This window comes from Christiangramia sp. OXR-203 (assembly GCF_034372165.1).
Taxonomy (GTDB): Bacteria; Bacteroidota; Bacteroidia; order Flavobacteriales; family Flavobacteriaceae; genus Christiangramia.
Window position 1 is genome coordinate 115,637 of sequence record NZ_CP139698.1, and the last position, 14,850, is coordinate 130,486.

14 protein-coding genes and 1 tRNA gene are annotated in these 14,850 nt (G+C 37.8%); 8 read left to right on the forward strand and 7 right to left on the reverse strand.

All coding sequences use genetic code 11. From position 1 onward, the window contains the following. Positions 1 to 161 precede the first annotated feature (161 nt). The 5 genes from T8I65_RS00550 to T8I65_RS00570 all read left to right on the forward strand — a co-directional run bounded on the left by T8I65_RS00550 (position 162) and on the right by T8I65_RS00570 (position 6,694). On the forward strand, positions 162 to 1,025 hold the full coding sequence (locus T8I65_RS00550; RefSeq protein ID WP_322301580.1) for an MBL fold metallo-hydrolase: 864 nt from the start codon (positions 162 to 164) through the stop codon (positions 1,023 to 1,025). A 7-nt stretch (positions 1,026 to 1,032) separates the two neighbouring features. Continuing rightward, on the forward strand, positions 1,033 to 2,718 hold the full coding sequence (locus T8I65_RS00555) for a S8 family peptidase (protein WP_322301581.1): 1,686 nt from the start codon (positions 1,033 to 1,035) through the stop codon (positions 2,716 to 2,718). A 1-nt stretch (position 2,719) separates the two neighbouring features. Then, positions 2,720 to 4,615: a M1 family metallopeptidase gene (locus T8I65_RS00560; RefSeq protein WP_322301582.1), complete on the forward strand. Its 1,896-nt coding sequence runs from the start codon at positions 2,720 to 2,722 to the stop codon at positions 4,613 to 4,615. 77 nt (positions 4,616 to 4,692) lie between these two features. After that, positions 4,693 to 5,082 carry a ribonuclease P protein component gene (gene rnpA, locus T8I65_RS00565; RefSeq protein ID WP_322301583.1) on the forward strand — a complete coding sequence of 130 codons (390 nt, stop codon included), beginning with the start codon at positions 4,693 to 4,695 and terminating at the stop codon, positions 5,080 to 5,082. Continuing rightward, complete coding sequence (locus T8I65_RS00570; protein ID WP_322301584.1) at positions 5,066 to 6,694, forward strand: S41 family peptidase; 1,629 nt, start codon at positions 5,066 to 5,068, stop codon at positions 6,692 to 6,694. Before rnpA ends, T8I65_RS00570 begins: the two co-directional genes overlap by 17 nt. A gap of 2 nt (positions 6,695 to 6,696) precedes the next feature. Here T8I65_RS00570 and T8I65_RS00575 read toward each other — a convergent pair whose 3' ends face one another. The 4 genes from T8I65_RS00575 to T8I65_RS00590 all read right to left on the reverse strand — a co-directional run bounded on the left by T8I65_RS00575 (position 6,697) and on the right by T8I65_RS00590 (position 8,540). Then, the gene (locus T8I65_RS00575) at positions 6,697 to 7,143 is read right to left on the reverse strand and encodes a GNAT family N-acetyltransferase (RefSeq protein ID WP_322301585.1); all 447 of its coding nucleotides are present in this window, start codon (positions 7,141 to 7,143) and stop codon (positions 6,697 to 6,699) included. Positions 7,144 to 7,145: 2 nt separating this feature from the next. After that, complete coding sequence (rpiB, locus tag T8I65_RS00580; protein WP_322301586.1) at positions 7,146 to 7,580, reverse strand: ribose 5-phosphate isomerase B; 435 nt, start codon at positions 7,578 to 7,580, stop codon at positions 7,146 to 7,148. 514 nt (positions 7,581 to 8,094) lie between these two features. After that, on the reverse strand, positions 8,095 to 8,337 hold the full coding sequence (locus T8I65_RS00585; RefSeq protein WP_322301587.1) for a putative signal transducing protein: 243 nt from the start codon (positions 8,335 to 8,337) through the stop codon (positions 8,095 to 8,097). Positions 8,338 to 8,366: 29 nt separating this feature from the next. Continuing rightward, entirely contained in the window at positions 8,367 to 8,540 is a 174-nt protein-coding gene (locus T8I65_RS00590) for a hypothetical protein (protein ID WP_322301588.1), read from the reverse strand. A 218-nt stretch (positions 8,541 to 8,758) separates the two neighbouring features. Here T8I65_RS00590 and rnr point away from each other — a divergent pair, with 218 nt between their 5' ends. After that, the gene (gene rnr, locus T8I65_RS00595) at positions 8,759 to 10,957 is read left to right on the forward strand and encodes a ribonuclease R (protein ID WP_322301589.1); all 2,199 of its coding nucleotides are present in this window, start codon (positions 8,759 to 8,761) and stop codon (positions 10,955 to 10,957) included. Between the two features lie 86 nt (positions 10,958 to 11,043). After that, entirely contained in the window at positions 11,044 to 11,769 is a 726-nt protein-coding gene (locus T8I65_RS00600; RefSeq protein WP_322301590.1) for a LysE family translocator, read from the forward strand. A 37-nt stretch (positions 11,770 to 11,806) separates the two neighbouring features. Here T8I65_RS00600 and T8I65_RS00605 read toward each other — a convergent pair. From T8I65_RS00605 to T8I65_RS00615, 3 genes are all read right to left on the reverse strand, one after another. Next, positions 11,807 to 11,877 (reverse strand) — tRNA-Cys (locus T8I65_RS00605). A 50-nt stretch (positions 11,878 to 11,927) separates the two neighbouring features. Further along, complete coding sequence (gene folB / locus T8I65_RS00610; RefSeq protein WP_298246905.1) at positions 11,928 to 12,284, reverse strand: dihydroneopterin aldolase; 357 nt, start codon at positions 12,282 to 12,284, stop codon at positions 11,928 to 11,930. A 41-nt stretch (positions 12,285 to 12,325) separates the two neighbouring features. Further along, entirely contained in the window at positions 12,326 to 13,042 is a 717-nt protein-coding gene (locus T8I65_RS00615) for a ZIP family metal transporter (RefSeq protein WP_322301591.1), read from the reverse strand. Between the two features lie 110 nt (positions 13,043 to 13,152). Between T8I65_RS00615 and T8I65_RS00620 the strand changes: the two genes are divergently transcribed. After that, positions 13,153 to 14,832: a glutamine--tRNA ligase/YqeY domain fusion protein gene (locus T8I65_RS00620; protein ID WP_322301592.1), complete on the forward strand. Its 1,680-nt coding sequence runs from the start codon at positions 13,153 to 13,155 to the stop codon at positions 14,830 to 14,832. Positions 14,833 to 14,850: the final 18 nt, after the last annotated feature.

Here is a 14,850-nt window from a genome sequence, read left to right on the forward strand (position 1 = left end):
TGTATTTGCTTACGATTGCTAAAAATATTAAAAATGTTTTACTATGAAAGCTTATTATTAAAAGCCTAACATTATTGAGCGCCTGTTAAATCATTTAGAAAATAATTCGAATTAGCTATGAGATTTTCTATTTTGCGGAGAAATCTTCAAATTTATTCTGAATGACCCTTTATCCTATACAAGCCGGAAATTTTAAATTAGATGGTGGAGCTATGTTTGGAGTGGTCCCGAAAAGTCTCTGGACCCGCACCAATCCTGCCGACTCGAATAATATGATAGATATCGCTGCCCGTTGTTTGCTCATTGAGGATGGTGATAAACTTATTCTAATTGATACCGGAATGGGTGATAAGCAAAGTGAGAAATTCTTTAGCTATTACTATCCATGGGGAGATCATAGTATAGACAGCTCACTCAAGGAACATGGTTTTCATCGTGATGACATCACAGATATTTTTATGACTCACCTGCATTTTGACCACTGTGGAGGTTGTATACAGTGGAATAAAGAGCGTACGGGATATGAACCGGCTTTCAAAAATGCCAGGTTCTGGAGCAATGAAGATCACTGGGAATGGGCTACGAATCCAAATGCTCGTGAAAAAGCATCTTTTCTGAAAGAAAATATACTTCCTATGGAACAAAGCGGAAAACTTCATTTTGTGGAGCGGGAGGGAAGCAGTGAATTTTGCAAAGCAAATCACATTGGCTTCGAATCACTTCTGGTAGATGGACATACAGATAAGCAAATGATCCCGCATATTGACTATAAGGGTAAGAAACTGGTTTTTATGGCAGATCTTCTTCCTACCGTGGGACATATTCCCTTGCCATATGTTATGGGCTTCGACACCAGACCACTTTTAACTCTTGCTGAAAAAGAGAAATTTCTACAAACCGCAGCAAACGAAAATTATTACCTGTTCATGGAGCATGATGCTCACAATGAAATAATAACTCTAAAAAATACCGAAAAAGGGGTAAGACACGATCAGACTTATACCTTCAAAGAATTATTCAATTAAAATAACTATGAGAATACCTGTTTATAAGCCGTTCCTGACCATACTGGCAGCCGGTGCCTTAACTGCATGTAGCAGTACTGCTCCAAGAGTAGTTTCCACCCCCGTAAGCAATATTGATTCTATTCCTTTAAAGGTAAAGGACCTTACAGATGCCCAGTTAAAAGACTGGACTAATTCAGATCTTTCCAGGGATACTATTCCGGGAATGAGCGTGGACAGAGCTTATGCTGAAATTATCAAAAACAACAAACCTTCTACAGTGATTGTAGGAGTTGTGGACAGCGGTATAGATATTACACATGAAGATCTGCAAGGGGTGATCTGGACTAATGAGGATGAGATCGCTGGTAATGGAAAAGATGATGATAATAACGGTTTTATAGATGATGTGCATGGCTGGAACTTTCTGGGTGATGCCGTGGAAGAAAACATGGAGTTTACTCGTATCATCAAGCGTTTAAAACCCAAATATGAAGGGAAAACCCAGAGTAGCATAAGCACAGCAGACAGGGAAGAATACAATTTGTACCTGGAAGCTAAAAAAGAATACGACAAAGAATACCAGGAAGCTCAGCAAACTCAGCAGCAGTATACCCAGATCCTACAGCAGGTCAAAAATGCACATGCAGCTATGACAAAAGCCCTGGGAACTGAAGATTATACTAAAAAGCAGGTGTTGGATTTCAAACCTGAAACCCAGGAACTACAACAGGCAAAAATGATCGTTGGGCAAATGCAAAGCAACGTGAACGAGAGTATACCTGAAGTAATCAAGGAGATCAATGAAGGTGTAGAATATTTCAGTGGCCGTCTTGATACCCATTTCAACCTTGACCTGGATGGTAGAGCTGTTGTGGGTGACGATCCTTACGATATCACCGATACCAACTATGGAAACAATAAAGTTTCAGGACCAGATCCAAAAAAAGAAGATGCCAAACATGGAACACATGTTGCCGGGATCATTGCAGCTAACAGAAATAATTCCGTAGGACTTAAAGGAGTTGCCAGCAATGCAAAAATTATGGCGGTAAGAGCTGTGCCAGATGGTGATGAATATGATAAAGATATTGCACTGGGAATTCGTTATGCCGTAGATAATGGTGCGAAAGTGATTAATACCAGTTTTGGAAAATACTTTTCTCAAAATCCGGAATGGGTGATCGATGCTATAAAATATGCAGCAGATAATGATGTTCTAATCGTAAATGCAGCTGGAAATGAAGGAATAGATCTTGACAAAAAAAGAGTTTATCCTAACGATCAAAATCCGCAGGAAACTACAGAGATCAGTGATAACTTTTTAACGGTTGGTGCTTTGAATTATGAATACGGAGCGAATCTTATCGCAACATTTTCTAACTATGGAGCTACCAACGTAGATGTTTTCGCACCTGGAACCAAGATCTGGTCTACAACTCCAAACGATACATACGAGTATCTTCAGGGAACTTCCATGGCGTCACCAGCAGTTGCAGGGATCGCGGCGATCATAAGAGGTTATTACCCAAAATTATCTGCGGGACAGGTAAAACAAATAATCATGGATAGTGGTATCTCTACAAAAGCAACTGTAGTGCTGGGAGGAGATACCAGCAATACTAAAAAATTCCAGACTATTTCAACTTCAGGAAAAATGGCCAACCTATATAACGCCTTAATTTTAGCAGATCAAATTTCAAAAAATAACTAGAATGAAGAATATTTTTTTCAGCTTAATACTACTTACCGCCGGAGTAATTCAGGCACAGAACAACACTTCCTACTGGCAGCAGCATGTAGATTACAAAATGGATGTGGATGTAAATGTGGAAAATTTTAAATTCACCGGAACCCAGGAATTGACCTATACCAACAATTCCCCAGACACTCTTAACCGAGTTTTCTATCACCTATATTTTAATGCCTTTCAACCAGGTTCAGAAATGAATGCAAGACTGGAAAGTATTGCAGATCCTGATGGTAGAATGGTTAGAAATGAAGGTACTGAGGAAGAACCAAAAAGGGTAAGCCGTATTAGTGATCTTTCTGAAGATCAAATTGGTTATTTGAGAGTAAACTCTCTAACTCAGGATGGAACTTCATTAGATTACGAAGAAGTTGGAACCGTTCTGGAGGTAGAACTTGCCCAGCCAATTCTTCCTGGTAAAAAAGTAAAGTTCAACATGGAATTTGAAGGGCAGGTACCGGAACAGATTAGAAGATCTGGTAGAAACAGTTCTGAAGGTGTAGCGCTTTCTATGAGTCAGTGGTATCCTAAACTGGCAGAATATGACTTCCAGGGATGGCATGCAGATCCTTATGTTGCCCGTGAATTTCATGGCGTATGGGGAGATTTTGATGTGAAGATCAGTATCGATAAGGATTATATACTTGGAAGTACAGGATATCTTCAAAATCCTCAGGAAATCGGGTACAACTACGAAGAAGAAGGAACTAAAGTGAAAAGAAAAAAAGGGGATAAGCTAACCTGGCATTTCAAAGCTCCTAAAGTTCATGATTTTACCTGGGCAGCAGATCCTGACTATATCCATGACAAGTTAGTTGCTGAAGATGGTACTGTACTGCATTTCCTTTATAAAGACAATGAAGATATCAAAGAGAACTGGAAGAATCTTCAGCCAAAAACAGCAGAATTACTTCTGTATTTCAACGAACATATTGGACCATATCCATGGGATCAATACTCTGTAGTTCAGGGTGGAGATGGTGGAATGGAGTATGCAATGCTTACTCTAATCACTGGTGAACGTTCTTTTGGAAGTCTTGTTGGCGTTACTGCTCACGAAATGGCGCATGCATGGTTTCAACATTTAATGGCTACTAATGAAAGTAAACACGAGTGGATGGATGAAGGTTTTACTTCCTACATTTCTTCGGAAGCTGAAAATGTAATCCTTGGAGAAAATAAGGAGAATCCGCACACTGGATCTTACAGAGGTTACCAGTACCTGGCGAATTCAGGAAGAGAGCAACCGCAATCTACGCATGCCGATAGGTATGAACTGAATGCCCTTTATGGAACTTCTGCATACTCTAAAGGAGCTGTATTCCTTGCACAGCTTGGATACATCATAGGTGAAGAGAATCTTTCAAAAACCTTGAATAGGTACTATGATGAATGGAAATTCAAGCATCCAACTCCAAACGATTTTATTAGAATTGCTGAAAAGGTTTCTGGAGCAGAGCTGGACTGGTACCTAATGGATTGGACACAAACCACCAATACGATCGATTACGCAATAGATGATGTTGAAATAAAGGATGGCAAGGCAACTGTATCTTTGAAAAGAAACGGATTGATGCCAATGCCTATAGATATTGATGTAACCTATGCCGATGGTTCTAAGAAAACCTACTATATCCCATTGGAAATGATGCGTTGGGAGAAAGAAGCACGTGAAGGTGAAGAGAGAACTATAGCTGAAGACTGGGCATGGGGATTCCCTACCTACGAATTGGAGATCGATGCCACCAAAGACATTGCTACTATAGAAATTGATAGTTCGAAAATGATGGCAGACGTAAATCCTTCAGATAACGTTTGGAACAAAGACGGAGAATCTTCCGAAGAAGAAGGTGAAGAATAAACTCTTTCAGTAAATATTATAAAACCCTTTCTCTACGGAAGGGTTTTTTTATTTGAAAGTATTGGTACTTTTGAAACATGGATCAGAGGTTCGGAAAATTGGAAAAATTAAAAAGCAAAAAGCATATAGATCTGCTCTTTGCTGAAGGTAGAAATCTGAAAAGTTATCCGCTAAAACTTATCTATGCACCAATCCAGACTTCAGATAAACCAGAATTAAAAACAGGAGTTTCGGTGCCTAAAAAACTGGTGAAAACAGCAGTAAAACGTAACCGGATCAAACGATTGATGCGCGAAGCTTTCAGAAAAAATAAGTACCTTGTTACCAGCGATCTTGCAATTTCTCATGCTTTTATGTTCATATATATTTCCAGGGATGAGATCGATCATTCTAAAATGGAAAAGAATATGATCAAATTGTTGAAGAACTTTTCAGAAAAACAGCCGACTCATGAAAAAGAACTTTAAGAAACTTATCCTTTTACCTGTTCTTCTTGCAGGAATTTTCATAGGAACTGTAAGTTTTAAATCAGATTTTTTCGAGATCGCTAAGCAGATAGAGATCTTCACAACGCTTTTCAAGGAGATCAACATGAATTATGTTGACGAAACAAATCCTGCACAATTGATGGATTCTGCGATAAAATCAATGCTTACAGATCTAGATCCATATACTAATTACTGGAATGAGCAGGATGTGGAGGCAGCGAGGATCAATAATTCTGGCGAATATACTGGGATTGGCGCTGCGGTTAAAAATGGAGCTACTGGAATTACTATTGTGGAAGCCTATAAGGATTATCCTGCAGATAAAGCGGGTTTAAAAGCCGGAGATCTCATTACTAAGATTGGTGATATACGAGTTTCAGATTTTAAGGAAGATGCAGGAGAGCTGCTTAATGGCGCTTCTGAAACTGCCGTGGAAATTACTTTTGTAAGACAGGGAAAGGAACAGAAAACTTCATTAAAACGGGAATCTGTAGACCTTAGCGCAGTGCCATTCTACAAATTACTCGAAGATAATACTGGTTATATCGTTCTATCCAGGTTTAATGCCAAAGCTTCAACCGAAGTATCCAGAGCTTTAAAAGAACTAAAAAATCAGGGCGCTGAAAAGATCATTCTTGATCTAAGAGGAAACCCGGGAGGATTACTCAGTGAAGCGATTAATGTGAGTAATATTTTTGTTCCTGCAAATGAATTGATCGTTACCACACGATCTGCAATTGAAAAGTATAATAAGGATTATTATACGCAGAGAGAACCTATAGATACTAAAATACCTTTGGTCGTGCTGGTAAACGGGCGTAGCGCCTCTGCTAGCGAGATAGTAGCCGGAGCAATGCAGGATCTGGATAGAGGAGTGATCGTTGGAGCAAGATCCTTTGGAAAAGGGTTGGTACAAAGACCACGGGAATTAGCCTATGGAACTCAGCTTAAAATTACCATTTCCAGGTATTACACTCCGAGTGGAAGATGTATACAGGCGCTGGATTATCGTCGCCGGGATGAAAATGGCAGAGCAGTTAGAACCAAAGTTGAAGACTATAATGAATTTAATACCCGTAATGGGCGTAAGGTGTATGATGGTGGAGGAATTTTACCAGATGTAAAATTAGAAACTTCCGAATTTAGTGATATCACGCAGGCATTATTACTACAGGATGCGATCTTTAATTATGCTACGGAATATTATTACTCACACAAGGTAGAAGATCTAAAGGATTTTGATTTCAACGATGCAGATTTTCAGGAATTCAAAGTATACCTGAGAGGATCTGATTTTGATTATGTAACTGCTACGGAAAAGGAACTGGAAGAATTAATTGCTACCTCTGAAGAAGAAAATCTGGAATTGAAATTTGAAGCTTCAGGAATAAGGTCACAACTGGAGCAACATGAAAAACAGGAACTGGAACTCAGAAAACCTGAGATAATCAGCCTTCTTAAAGATGAGATCATCAAGAGATATTTCTATAAAGAAGGCCTGTATGAATATTATACGGTAAACAATCCAGAGATCGCTAAGGCCAGAGAGATCCTGAATAGTGAAAATAAATATGCTGAGATCCTGAAGTAATACTAATCTTTGATCATAGCAATATGTGGGATACCATCTTCAAGGTAACCTTCGCCTATACTTTTATAACCATGAGATTCGTAAAATTTGATTAAATATTGCTGCGCAGAAAGTTTAATATTTGAAGTTTTGTAGTTTTCAAGAATAGCAGAGGCAGAAGCTTTCATAATCTGGTGTCCATAGCCATATTTTCTTTCAGATTCCTTTACGATCACACGACCAATAGCAGCTTGAGGAAAGTAATATCCAGGTGCAAAACATCGAGTATAAGCTACGATCTTCCCGTTTTTAAAACCCAGAACATGTAAAGCTTCAGCATCCTTACCATCAATATCCTGGTATACACAATCCTGTTCCACGACAAAAACTTCACAACGTAGTTGTAAAATAGCGTAAAGTTCAGCGAGACTCAGTTCGCTGAACTTTTTAATTTCAATATTCAATTCCATAATTATTTAGTTGCCGGAATCTTGTCTATTCTTCGTTGATGACGGCCACCTTCGAATTTCGTATTAAGGAATGCTTCCACCATCTCTGTTGCAAGCTCTTCAGAAACAAAACGGGAAGGAATACTAAGAATATTCGCATTGTTGTGTTCCCGCGCAAGCTTCGCTATCTCAACGGTCCAGCATAAAGCAGAGCGCACACCCTGATGTTTGTTTGCAGTCATGTTAGCACCATTTCCACTACCACATATTATGATACCAAGATCTGCATTTTCATTTTCCACATCATTTGCTACTGGATGAACAAAATCTGGGTAGTCTACACTATCCTCTTCATTTGTTCCATAATTGGTAAGCTTATGCCCTTTTTTTTCCAGGGCAGTTTGGATCATTTGTTTATAACCAGTACCTGCATGGTCGTTTCCTATCGATATTTTCATAGTTGAGTTGTTTGTGACAAAGTTAAAAAAACAAGCAGTTAAGAAGCTTAAAACCCGTTGTTAATTACTTTCAGGTTTTAACTCATTTTCAGCACTTTAAAATCTACATATAATTGTGTAAAACCTCTGATGATTTAATGATAAAGAAATTTGCTTTTTAAGATTTTTATAACAATAGTCAAACCACTATCAAATATCCAAATTATAAGTAGGTTTTTTCTTTTCAAGTTATGAGCACTTAAAATCCGGTTGTTGACAATTGTTGATAGTAAACTTTTCAATAAACAGACCTTAATAAAAATTAAGAACTTCTGTTAAGTAAATCTTAAAACCACTAGTGTATCAAAGAGTTAGCTATTAACAGTGTTGTTGATAAACTGTTATCAAATAATTACAACTGAAATACCAAGGAAGTTGAAGTAAAATTGTTCTACAAATTAACAAGCCATCATATACCATCATTTAATTTTTTTAAAAAAGAAGAAAAGATAATAATAGTATATACTGTTCATAACTATACGATGCGTAGAGAAGAAGATTTGTCATTGAAGGAGTCAAGGATCTCTTTTGCTTTTGAGACATCTTGTGGATGCACCATAAGTTTGATTCCTCCAAAAGCAGAAGAACTAAACGGAATTAAACCTACGAGTGTTTCATTTTGAAAATAATGCATGATATTTTCATCCTTAAATCTGGATCTTAGAATTAAAGTCTCGTGCGGATATGTAAAAGTTGCCAGGCAAACGTAGTCTTTCATCGGAAAAAATTAGTTCCCTAAGATACGTATTAATCGTTAGAAGCAGATACTAAAGTAGTTACAGTATTTTCTGTAGAAGTAGTATTCAGAAGATCACTTTTTTCGTTTAGGGATTTATTGATTATGGTCACAAAAATTATAAGTCCGATCAAAAAGATAAGAATGAAGACAACTGTATAAGATGAAGACCTATGTAGTTTCATGATGTTAGCAAATTTAGATGATGAACTGATTGCTAATGTTAAAATAAAATTAAGAAAAAATTAAGATTAAATCTTAATAAAACTAAAATTTATTTGAAATATATTATTGACTATTAGTTAGTTGGCTATTTACAAGCTCTTCCGACTTAACAAAACTTTAATCTCAACAGGGTGGAGACTGATTAATATGGTGTAATTTTATCGCATACTATTTGAGAATGAAGAAACAGAACAAGAATAAGCCCAAAGGACAGGGCAACCTTACCCGAAGCATTATAGATATCCTTAGAAAGAATTCGGGAAAAACATATAATTACAAACAAATTGCTTCTATACTAGGTGTTAGCGATGCCAGTAGCAGAAACCAGATCATTAAAAAACTAGCTCAACTCACTGCCAAAAAGGAAATTGAAGAAGTTGAACGAGGTAAATTTAAGATCGAAGGTTCAAAAAATTATCATACTGCCGTACTTGATCTAACCACCAAAGGTTATGGATATGCGATTGTTGATGGATTTGATGATGATATCTTTATTGCAAATAAAGATTTAAAGTCAGCTTTTGATGGTGATACAGTAGAGATCTACATTTACAATCGCCGTCGTAATAAGAAAAGTGAAGGTGAAGTTGTAAATATCACCAAGCGTAAGCGAACAGAATTTGTTGGAACACTTCAGAAAAGGAAAGATTTTGGATTTGTGGTAGTGGATGATAAATCCATGTACACAGATTTCTTTGTTTCGGCTAATAAAATGAATGGTGCTGAAGATGGAGACAAAGTAGTAATCCAGTTCGAAGAGTGGCCAGATAAGGCAGACTCACCTTTTGCTACGATCACTAGAGTACTTGGTACACCTGGAGAACATAATACAGAAATTCATTCCATACTTGCACAGTATGGTCTTCCTCATGATTTTCCTGAAGAGGTGGAGGAATACGCTAATAAGATAGATACTACTATCAACGAAGATGAGATCGCTAAAAGAAGGGATATGCGTGATATCCTAACTTTTACGATAGATCCTAAAGATGCAAAGGATTTTGATGATGCTCTAAGCTTCAGAAAACTTGAAAATGGTAATTACGAGATAGGAATTCATATTGCAGATGTATCGCACTACCTGCAACCTGGAACTATTCTAGACGATGAGGCTTACGAACGTGCAACATCAGTCTACCTGGTGGATCGCGTGGTGCCTATGCTTCCTGAAATTCTTTCGAACAATGCCTGTTCATTAAGACCAAATGAGGAAAAATTTACTTTCTCTGCAGTCTTTGAAATTAACGATAAGCTTGATGTAAAAGATCAGTGGTTTGGAAGAACTGTGACTTATTCAGACGAGCGTTTTGCTTATGAAGAGGCTCAGCATATTATTGAAACGAATGCTGGTAGTATTCCAAAAGATATTTCAATTCGCGAAGATGCTTATTCAGTTAGCGGTGAAGTAGTGGATGCTATTTCCACGCTGGACAGACTTGCTAAAAAGATGAGAAGTCGTCGTATGCGAAATGGTGCAATTTCTTTTGACAAGGTAGAAGTGAAATTCAACCTTAACGAAGAAAATGAACCGGTGGGAGTTTTCTTTAAAACTGCTAAAGATGCGAATAAACTTATCGAGGAATTCATGTTACTCGCTAACCGAAAAGTGGCTGAATTTATTGGTAAACAAAAGCCGAAAAAGACTTTTGTGTATAGATGTCATGATGAACCTAATGAAGAAAAACTTGCTTCTCTACAAAGCATCGTTGGTAGATTTGGACACAAACTGAATCTCACAGACCGTAATTCCACAACCAGTTCTTTAAATAAACTTCTGGAAGATGTGCAGGGTAAAAAAGAACAGAACATGGTGGATACATTGGCAATTCGTACCATGAGTAAGGCCTATTATGGCACAGATAATATTGGACATTATGGTTTAGCCTTTGATCACTATACTCATTTTACTTCTCCTATTCGAAGGTATCCGGATGTTATGGTGCATAGATTGCTTCAACATTACCTGGATGGTCATAAATCTGCCAGCGAAGAAGAGTACGAAGACAAATGTAACCATAGTAGTGATCGTGAGTATCTGGCTACCAGCGCTGAACGGGATTCTATTAAGTTCATGCAGGTGAAATTTATGATGGATCACCAGGATGAAGAATTTCTGGGAGTAATTTCCGGAGTTACAGACTGGGGAATCTTCGTGGAGATCGTCGAAAATAAGTGTGAAGGAATGATCAGGTTACGGGATATGAACGATGATCATTATGAGTATGATGCAGATGAGTTCGCCGTAACTGGTAAGCGTACCGGTAAAACTTTCACTTTAGGTGATGAGGTATACGTCACAGTTAAGAATGCAGATCTAGTGAAACGTCATTTAGATTTCACATTATTGGGTAGCAGAGCAGATGTAGAAGCAAATTAGTAGGAAAAGGTATGCTTTCAGGCATTAATTGATATATTTACTTTAAAAGCCACAAAAAGTTTACATTTGCAAAACAACTTAACTGTATGTTACAGGACGTTTTAGCTGCCTTACCCTTAGGTTTTTTTCTGGCATTTCTATTTGGACCGGTTTTTTTTGTATTACTGGAAACCGCTGCTATAAAAGGGTTTAGAGCTGCTATTGCATTGGATTTTGGGGTTATCTTCGCTGACTGTGTTTTTATAACCATCGCTTATTTTAGTACAACGAAGCTACTGGAAAGTCTTAAAGATGATCCCGCTCTATTCATTTTTGGGGGTATGATCCTCGCTACCTATGGCTTAATGACATTTGTGCAATCTAAGAAATCTCTGCAAACAGATGATAAGACCCCTGAAATTAGAAAGCTAGGTAAAAGTGCCTATTTTAGCTTGTTCGTTAAAGGATTTCTACTGAATTTCATCAATATTGGCGTGCTTGGTTTCTGGCTGGGAGTGATCATTGTTTTTGGTCCCAAACTGGATATGCAAGTGGATAGAATAGGAATATTCATTTCTACAGTTCTTATTACATACCTGATTGTAGATGTGGCCAAGATTTTACTGGCAAAAAAATTAAACCGAAAGTTGACACCTAACCGAATCTATATTATGAAAAAGTTCATTAGTTGCGTACTGGTGATCTTCGGGGTGGTACTGATTTTTCAGGGACTCTTTCCAGACCAGGTAGACGAGATCAAAGACCAGATAGAAGAAATTACACCAAGTGATTCTTTGATCGGTGATCTGGATTTTACGAAAACAAATGATTGAAAATAAAAAAGCTTCCTGAATCAGGAAGCTTTTTTTGAGGCATCGAGCGGATTCGAACCGCTGTACAAGGTTTTGCAGACCTCTGCCTAGCCACTCGGCCACGATGCCCTTTGCGGGATGGCAAATGTAATAAAAAATTTAAGTTTCAAAACTAAAATCTACCTTGATTTCTGCATGCTCACAGTAACCATGGCAACATTACCTCCAATGGGTGGGTTGATCTTGGAAACTTCGACTTCAGCCTGCTGAACCATAATAAGTTCGCTAAGAACACGGGTTAAGATTCTATCAGCAACCGTTTCCAATAATTTAGATCTGATGGCCATTTCCTGCTTAACTATGTGATTTAGATGCACATAATCTATGGTATCTTTAAGTTCATCTGTCTTTGCAGAATGAGATAGATCCCCGGAAACTTTAAGATCTACCTGGTATTCGCTTCCAATTTTACTTTCTTCATCAAGACATCCATGATAGGCGAAAGTTCTTATATTCTTAAGTGTGATTACTCCCAAAACTTTTTTTACAAAGATATGTTTCCTGAAGAATAGAGGAATTATTGAATTAATTTTTCTCCAATCATACCTATCAAAAAACCAAGATTAGCACCTAAAGCAGGTATCCATGCCCGTTTCAGCTTTACATTTGGGGCGATATCCTGAAATATGAGATATAATATTCCACCACCAGCAAATACCATCAGGAAGGCCGTGACTTCAGGTAGGTTCGTTAGAAATTCATAACCGAGCAGCGCACCTATAACTCCGCTAAAGCTCAATGCAAATAGTATTCCTAGTGCTTTTTTCGATTTCATTCCAGATCTAATTAGATCCTGGTAAGAATTGAAAGATTCAGGTAAGTTCTGTAAACCTATGAATGCGGCCAGTAGTGTACCAGTGTTAGGATCTGTCGCGAATATTGCACCTAATGCTATCGCTTCAGGAATAAAATCTAATAGCATCGCCAGTAATTGCGATAAAGTGCTTCCAGATCTTTCTAGTTTCCGGTCTATTAAAAACACAATCAGGGCACCGGCTATAAATCCTAAGAGTAAAACGGGGAGATCCAGATCTTCCATTCCTCTTGGTATCAATACCAATGCAACGGCACCCATAAGAATACCTCCTCCAAAAGCCGTAATGAAATGGGTTATTTCTTTCTTTCGATTGGACTTATCTGGATTGCTTCCGAAGTATTTGGAAAGCAAACCTCCTACTAATACCGTAATTCCCGAAAATGCTGAGTATAATATGATTTTATACAGGTCATCCATATTCTAATCCATGATTTTAATTCAAGTTATCAATTTTAAACATACTATTGTTCGCATGCTGTCTTTATCGATTTAAAATTTGATAAATTTGCAGCTCATTAAAACAGGTTATGGCAGAAGCTAAAAAGTCCCTCAATTTCATTGAGCAGATCATAGAAGAAGATCTTAATTCTAATTATTCAAGAGAAGAACTTAAATTCAGGTTTCCTCCTGAACCTAATGGGTATTTGCATATTGGTCACGCATCCTCGATTTGTTTAAATTTTGGATTGGGTGAAAAATATAATGCACCTGTAAATTTAAGATTTGATGATACGAATCCTGCAAAAGAAGAGCAGGAGTATGTAGATGCTATCAAAAGAGATATCGAGTGGTTAGGTTTCAAATGGGCTGAGGAATGTTATGCTTCAGATTATTTCCAGAAACTTTATGACTGGGCGGTAGAAATGATTAAAAATGGAGATGCTTATGTAGATAGCCAGACTTCAGAAGAAATAGCAGAGCAGAAGGGAACACCTACTGAACCTGGAAAGGAAAGTCCGTATAGAAACCGTTCAGTAGAAGAAAACCTGGAGCTTTTTGAGCAGATGAAGAATGGTGATACTCCTGAAAGAGGGCACGTTCTTCGTGCAAAAATCGATATGACGTCTTCTAACATGCTAATGCGTGACCCGATCATGTACCGTTGTTTGCATAAGGATCACCACCGAACTGCAGATAACTGGAAGATCTATCCAATGTACGATTGGGCGCATGGACAGTCAGATTTTATTGAGCATGTTTCTCATTCGTTTTGTACTCTTGAATTTTTACCACATAGAGAATTATATAACTGGTTTCTTGACAAAGTCAGCAAACAAGGTGAATTTGAGCCAAAACAGCGAGAATTTGCACGTAGAAACCTGAGTCATACCATTGTAAGTAAACGTAAATTATTACAACTTGTAGAAAAAGGTTTTGTAGACAGCTGGGATGACCCCAGAATGCCTACGATCTCGGGATTGCGAAGAAGAGGCTATACCGCTGGTGCTATTCGAAAGTTTGCCGATTCAATTGGTGTTGGGAAGCGTGAGAATATGATCGATGTTTCACACCTTGAATTCTGTGCCAGAGAAGATCTAAATAAAATAGCTCCAAGGGTTATGGGTGTTCTTGATCCTGTTAAACTGGTAATTACGAACTATCCTGAAGGAGAAGAAGAATGGCTGGAAGCTGAAAATAATCCTGAAGATGAAACTGCCGGGAGCAGAGAAATTCCATTTTCACGCGAACTATTCATTGAAAGAGAAGATTTCAAAGAAAGTGCAAACCGTAAGTTTTTCAGGTTGACACTAGGAAAAGAAGTACGCCTTAAAAATGCATATATTATTAAAGGCGAGGAGGTTGTAAAGGATGCTGAAGGTAATATTACTGAAATTCATGTTACTTACGATCCTAAAAGTAAAAGTGGAAGTGGTTCTGAAGAATCCCTTCGGAAGGTGAAAGGCACATTACACTGGGTTTCTGTAAAACATGCTGTTGAGGCTGAAGTTAGACTTTATGACAGATTATTTACTGAAGAAGCACCAGATGGACATAAGGAAAAAGATTATCTTGAGTTTGTAAATCCCGAATCACTAAAAGTAGTGACTGGTTATCTTGAGCCAGGCCTTAAGGAGGCAAAACCTGAAGATAAGGTACAGTTCCAGAGAATAGGATATTTTTGCGTAGATAAAGATTCCACGAGTGAAAAACCTGTTTTCAATCGAACCGTCACTTTGCGCGATTCCTGGGCTAAAATTAAGTCTTAAACTGATTTTCAGGCTATT

Bases quoted from the DNA above. Each gene is read 5' to 3' on its own strand.
- rnr (WP_322301589.1), top strand. From the start codon at position 8,759: ATGAAGAAACAGAACAAGAATAAGCCCAAAGGACAGGGCAACCTTACC.
- rpiB (WP_322301586.1), bottom strand. From the start codon at position 7,580: ATGAAAATATCGATAGGAAACGACCATGCAGGTACTGGTTATAAACAA.
- T8I65_RS00590 (WP_322301588.1), bottom strand. From the start codon at position 8,540: ATGAAACTACATAGGTCTTCATCTTATACAGTTGTCTTCATTCTTATC.
- T8I65_RS00600 (WP_322301590.1), top strand. From the start codon at position 11,044: ATGTTACAGGACGTTTTAGCTGCCTTACCCTTAGGTTTTTTTCTGGCA.
- T8I65_RS00585 (WP_322301587.1), bottom strand. From the start codon at position 8,337: ATGAAAGACTACGTTTGCCTGGCAACTTTTACATATCCGCACGAGACT.
- T8I65_RS00615 (WP_322301591.1), bottom strand. From the start codon at position 13,042: ATGGATGACCTGTATAAAATCATATTATACTCAGCATTTTCGGGAATT.
- T8I65_RS00560 (WP_322301582.1), top strand. From the start codon at position 2,720: ATGAAGAATATTTTTTTCAGCTTAATACTACTTACCGCCGGAGTAATT.
- T8I65_RS00620 (WP_322301592.1), top strand. From the start codon at position 13,153: ATGGCAGAAGCTAAAAAGTCCCTCAATTTCATTGAGCAGATCATAGAA.
- T8I65_RS00575 (WP_322301585.1), bottom strand. From the start codon at position 7,143: ATGGAATTGAATATTGAAATTAAAAAGTTCAGCGAACTGAGTCTCGCT.
- rnpA (WP_322301583.1), top strand. From the start codon at position 4,693: ATGGATCAGAGGTTCGGAAAATTGGAAAAATTAAAAAGCAAAAAGCAT.
- T8I65_RS00550 (WP_322301580.1), top strand. From the start codon at position 162: ATGACCCTTTATCCTATACAAGCCGGAAATTTTAAATTAGATGGTGGA.
- T8I65_RS00555 (WP_322301581.1), top strand. From the start codon at position 1,033: ATGAGAATACCTGTTTATAAGCCGTTCCTGACCATACTGGCAGCCGGT.
- T8I65_RS00570 (WP_322301584.1), top strand. From the start codon at position 5,066: ATGAAAAAGAACTTTAAGAAACTTATCCTTTTACCTGTTCTTCTTGCA.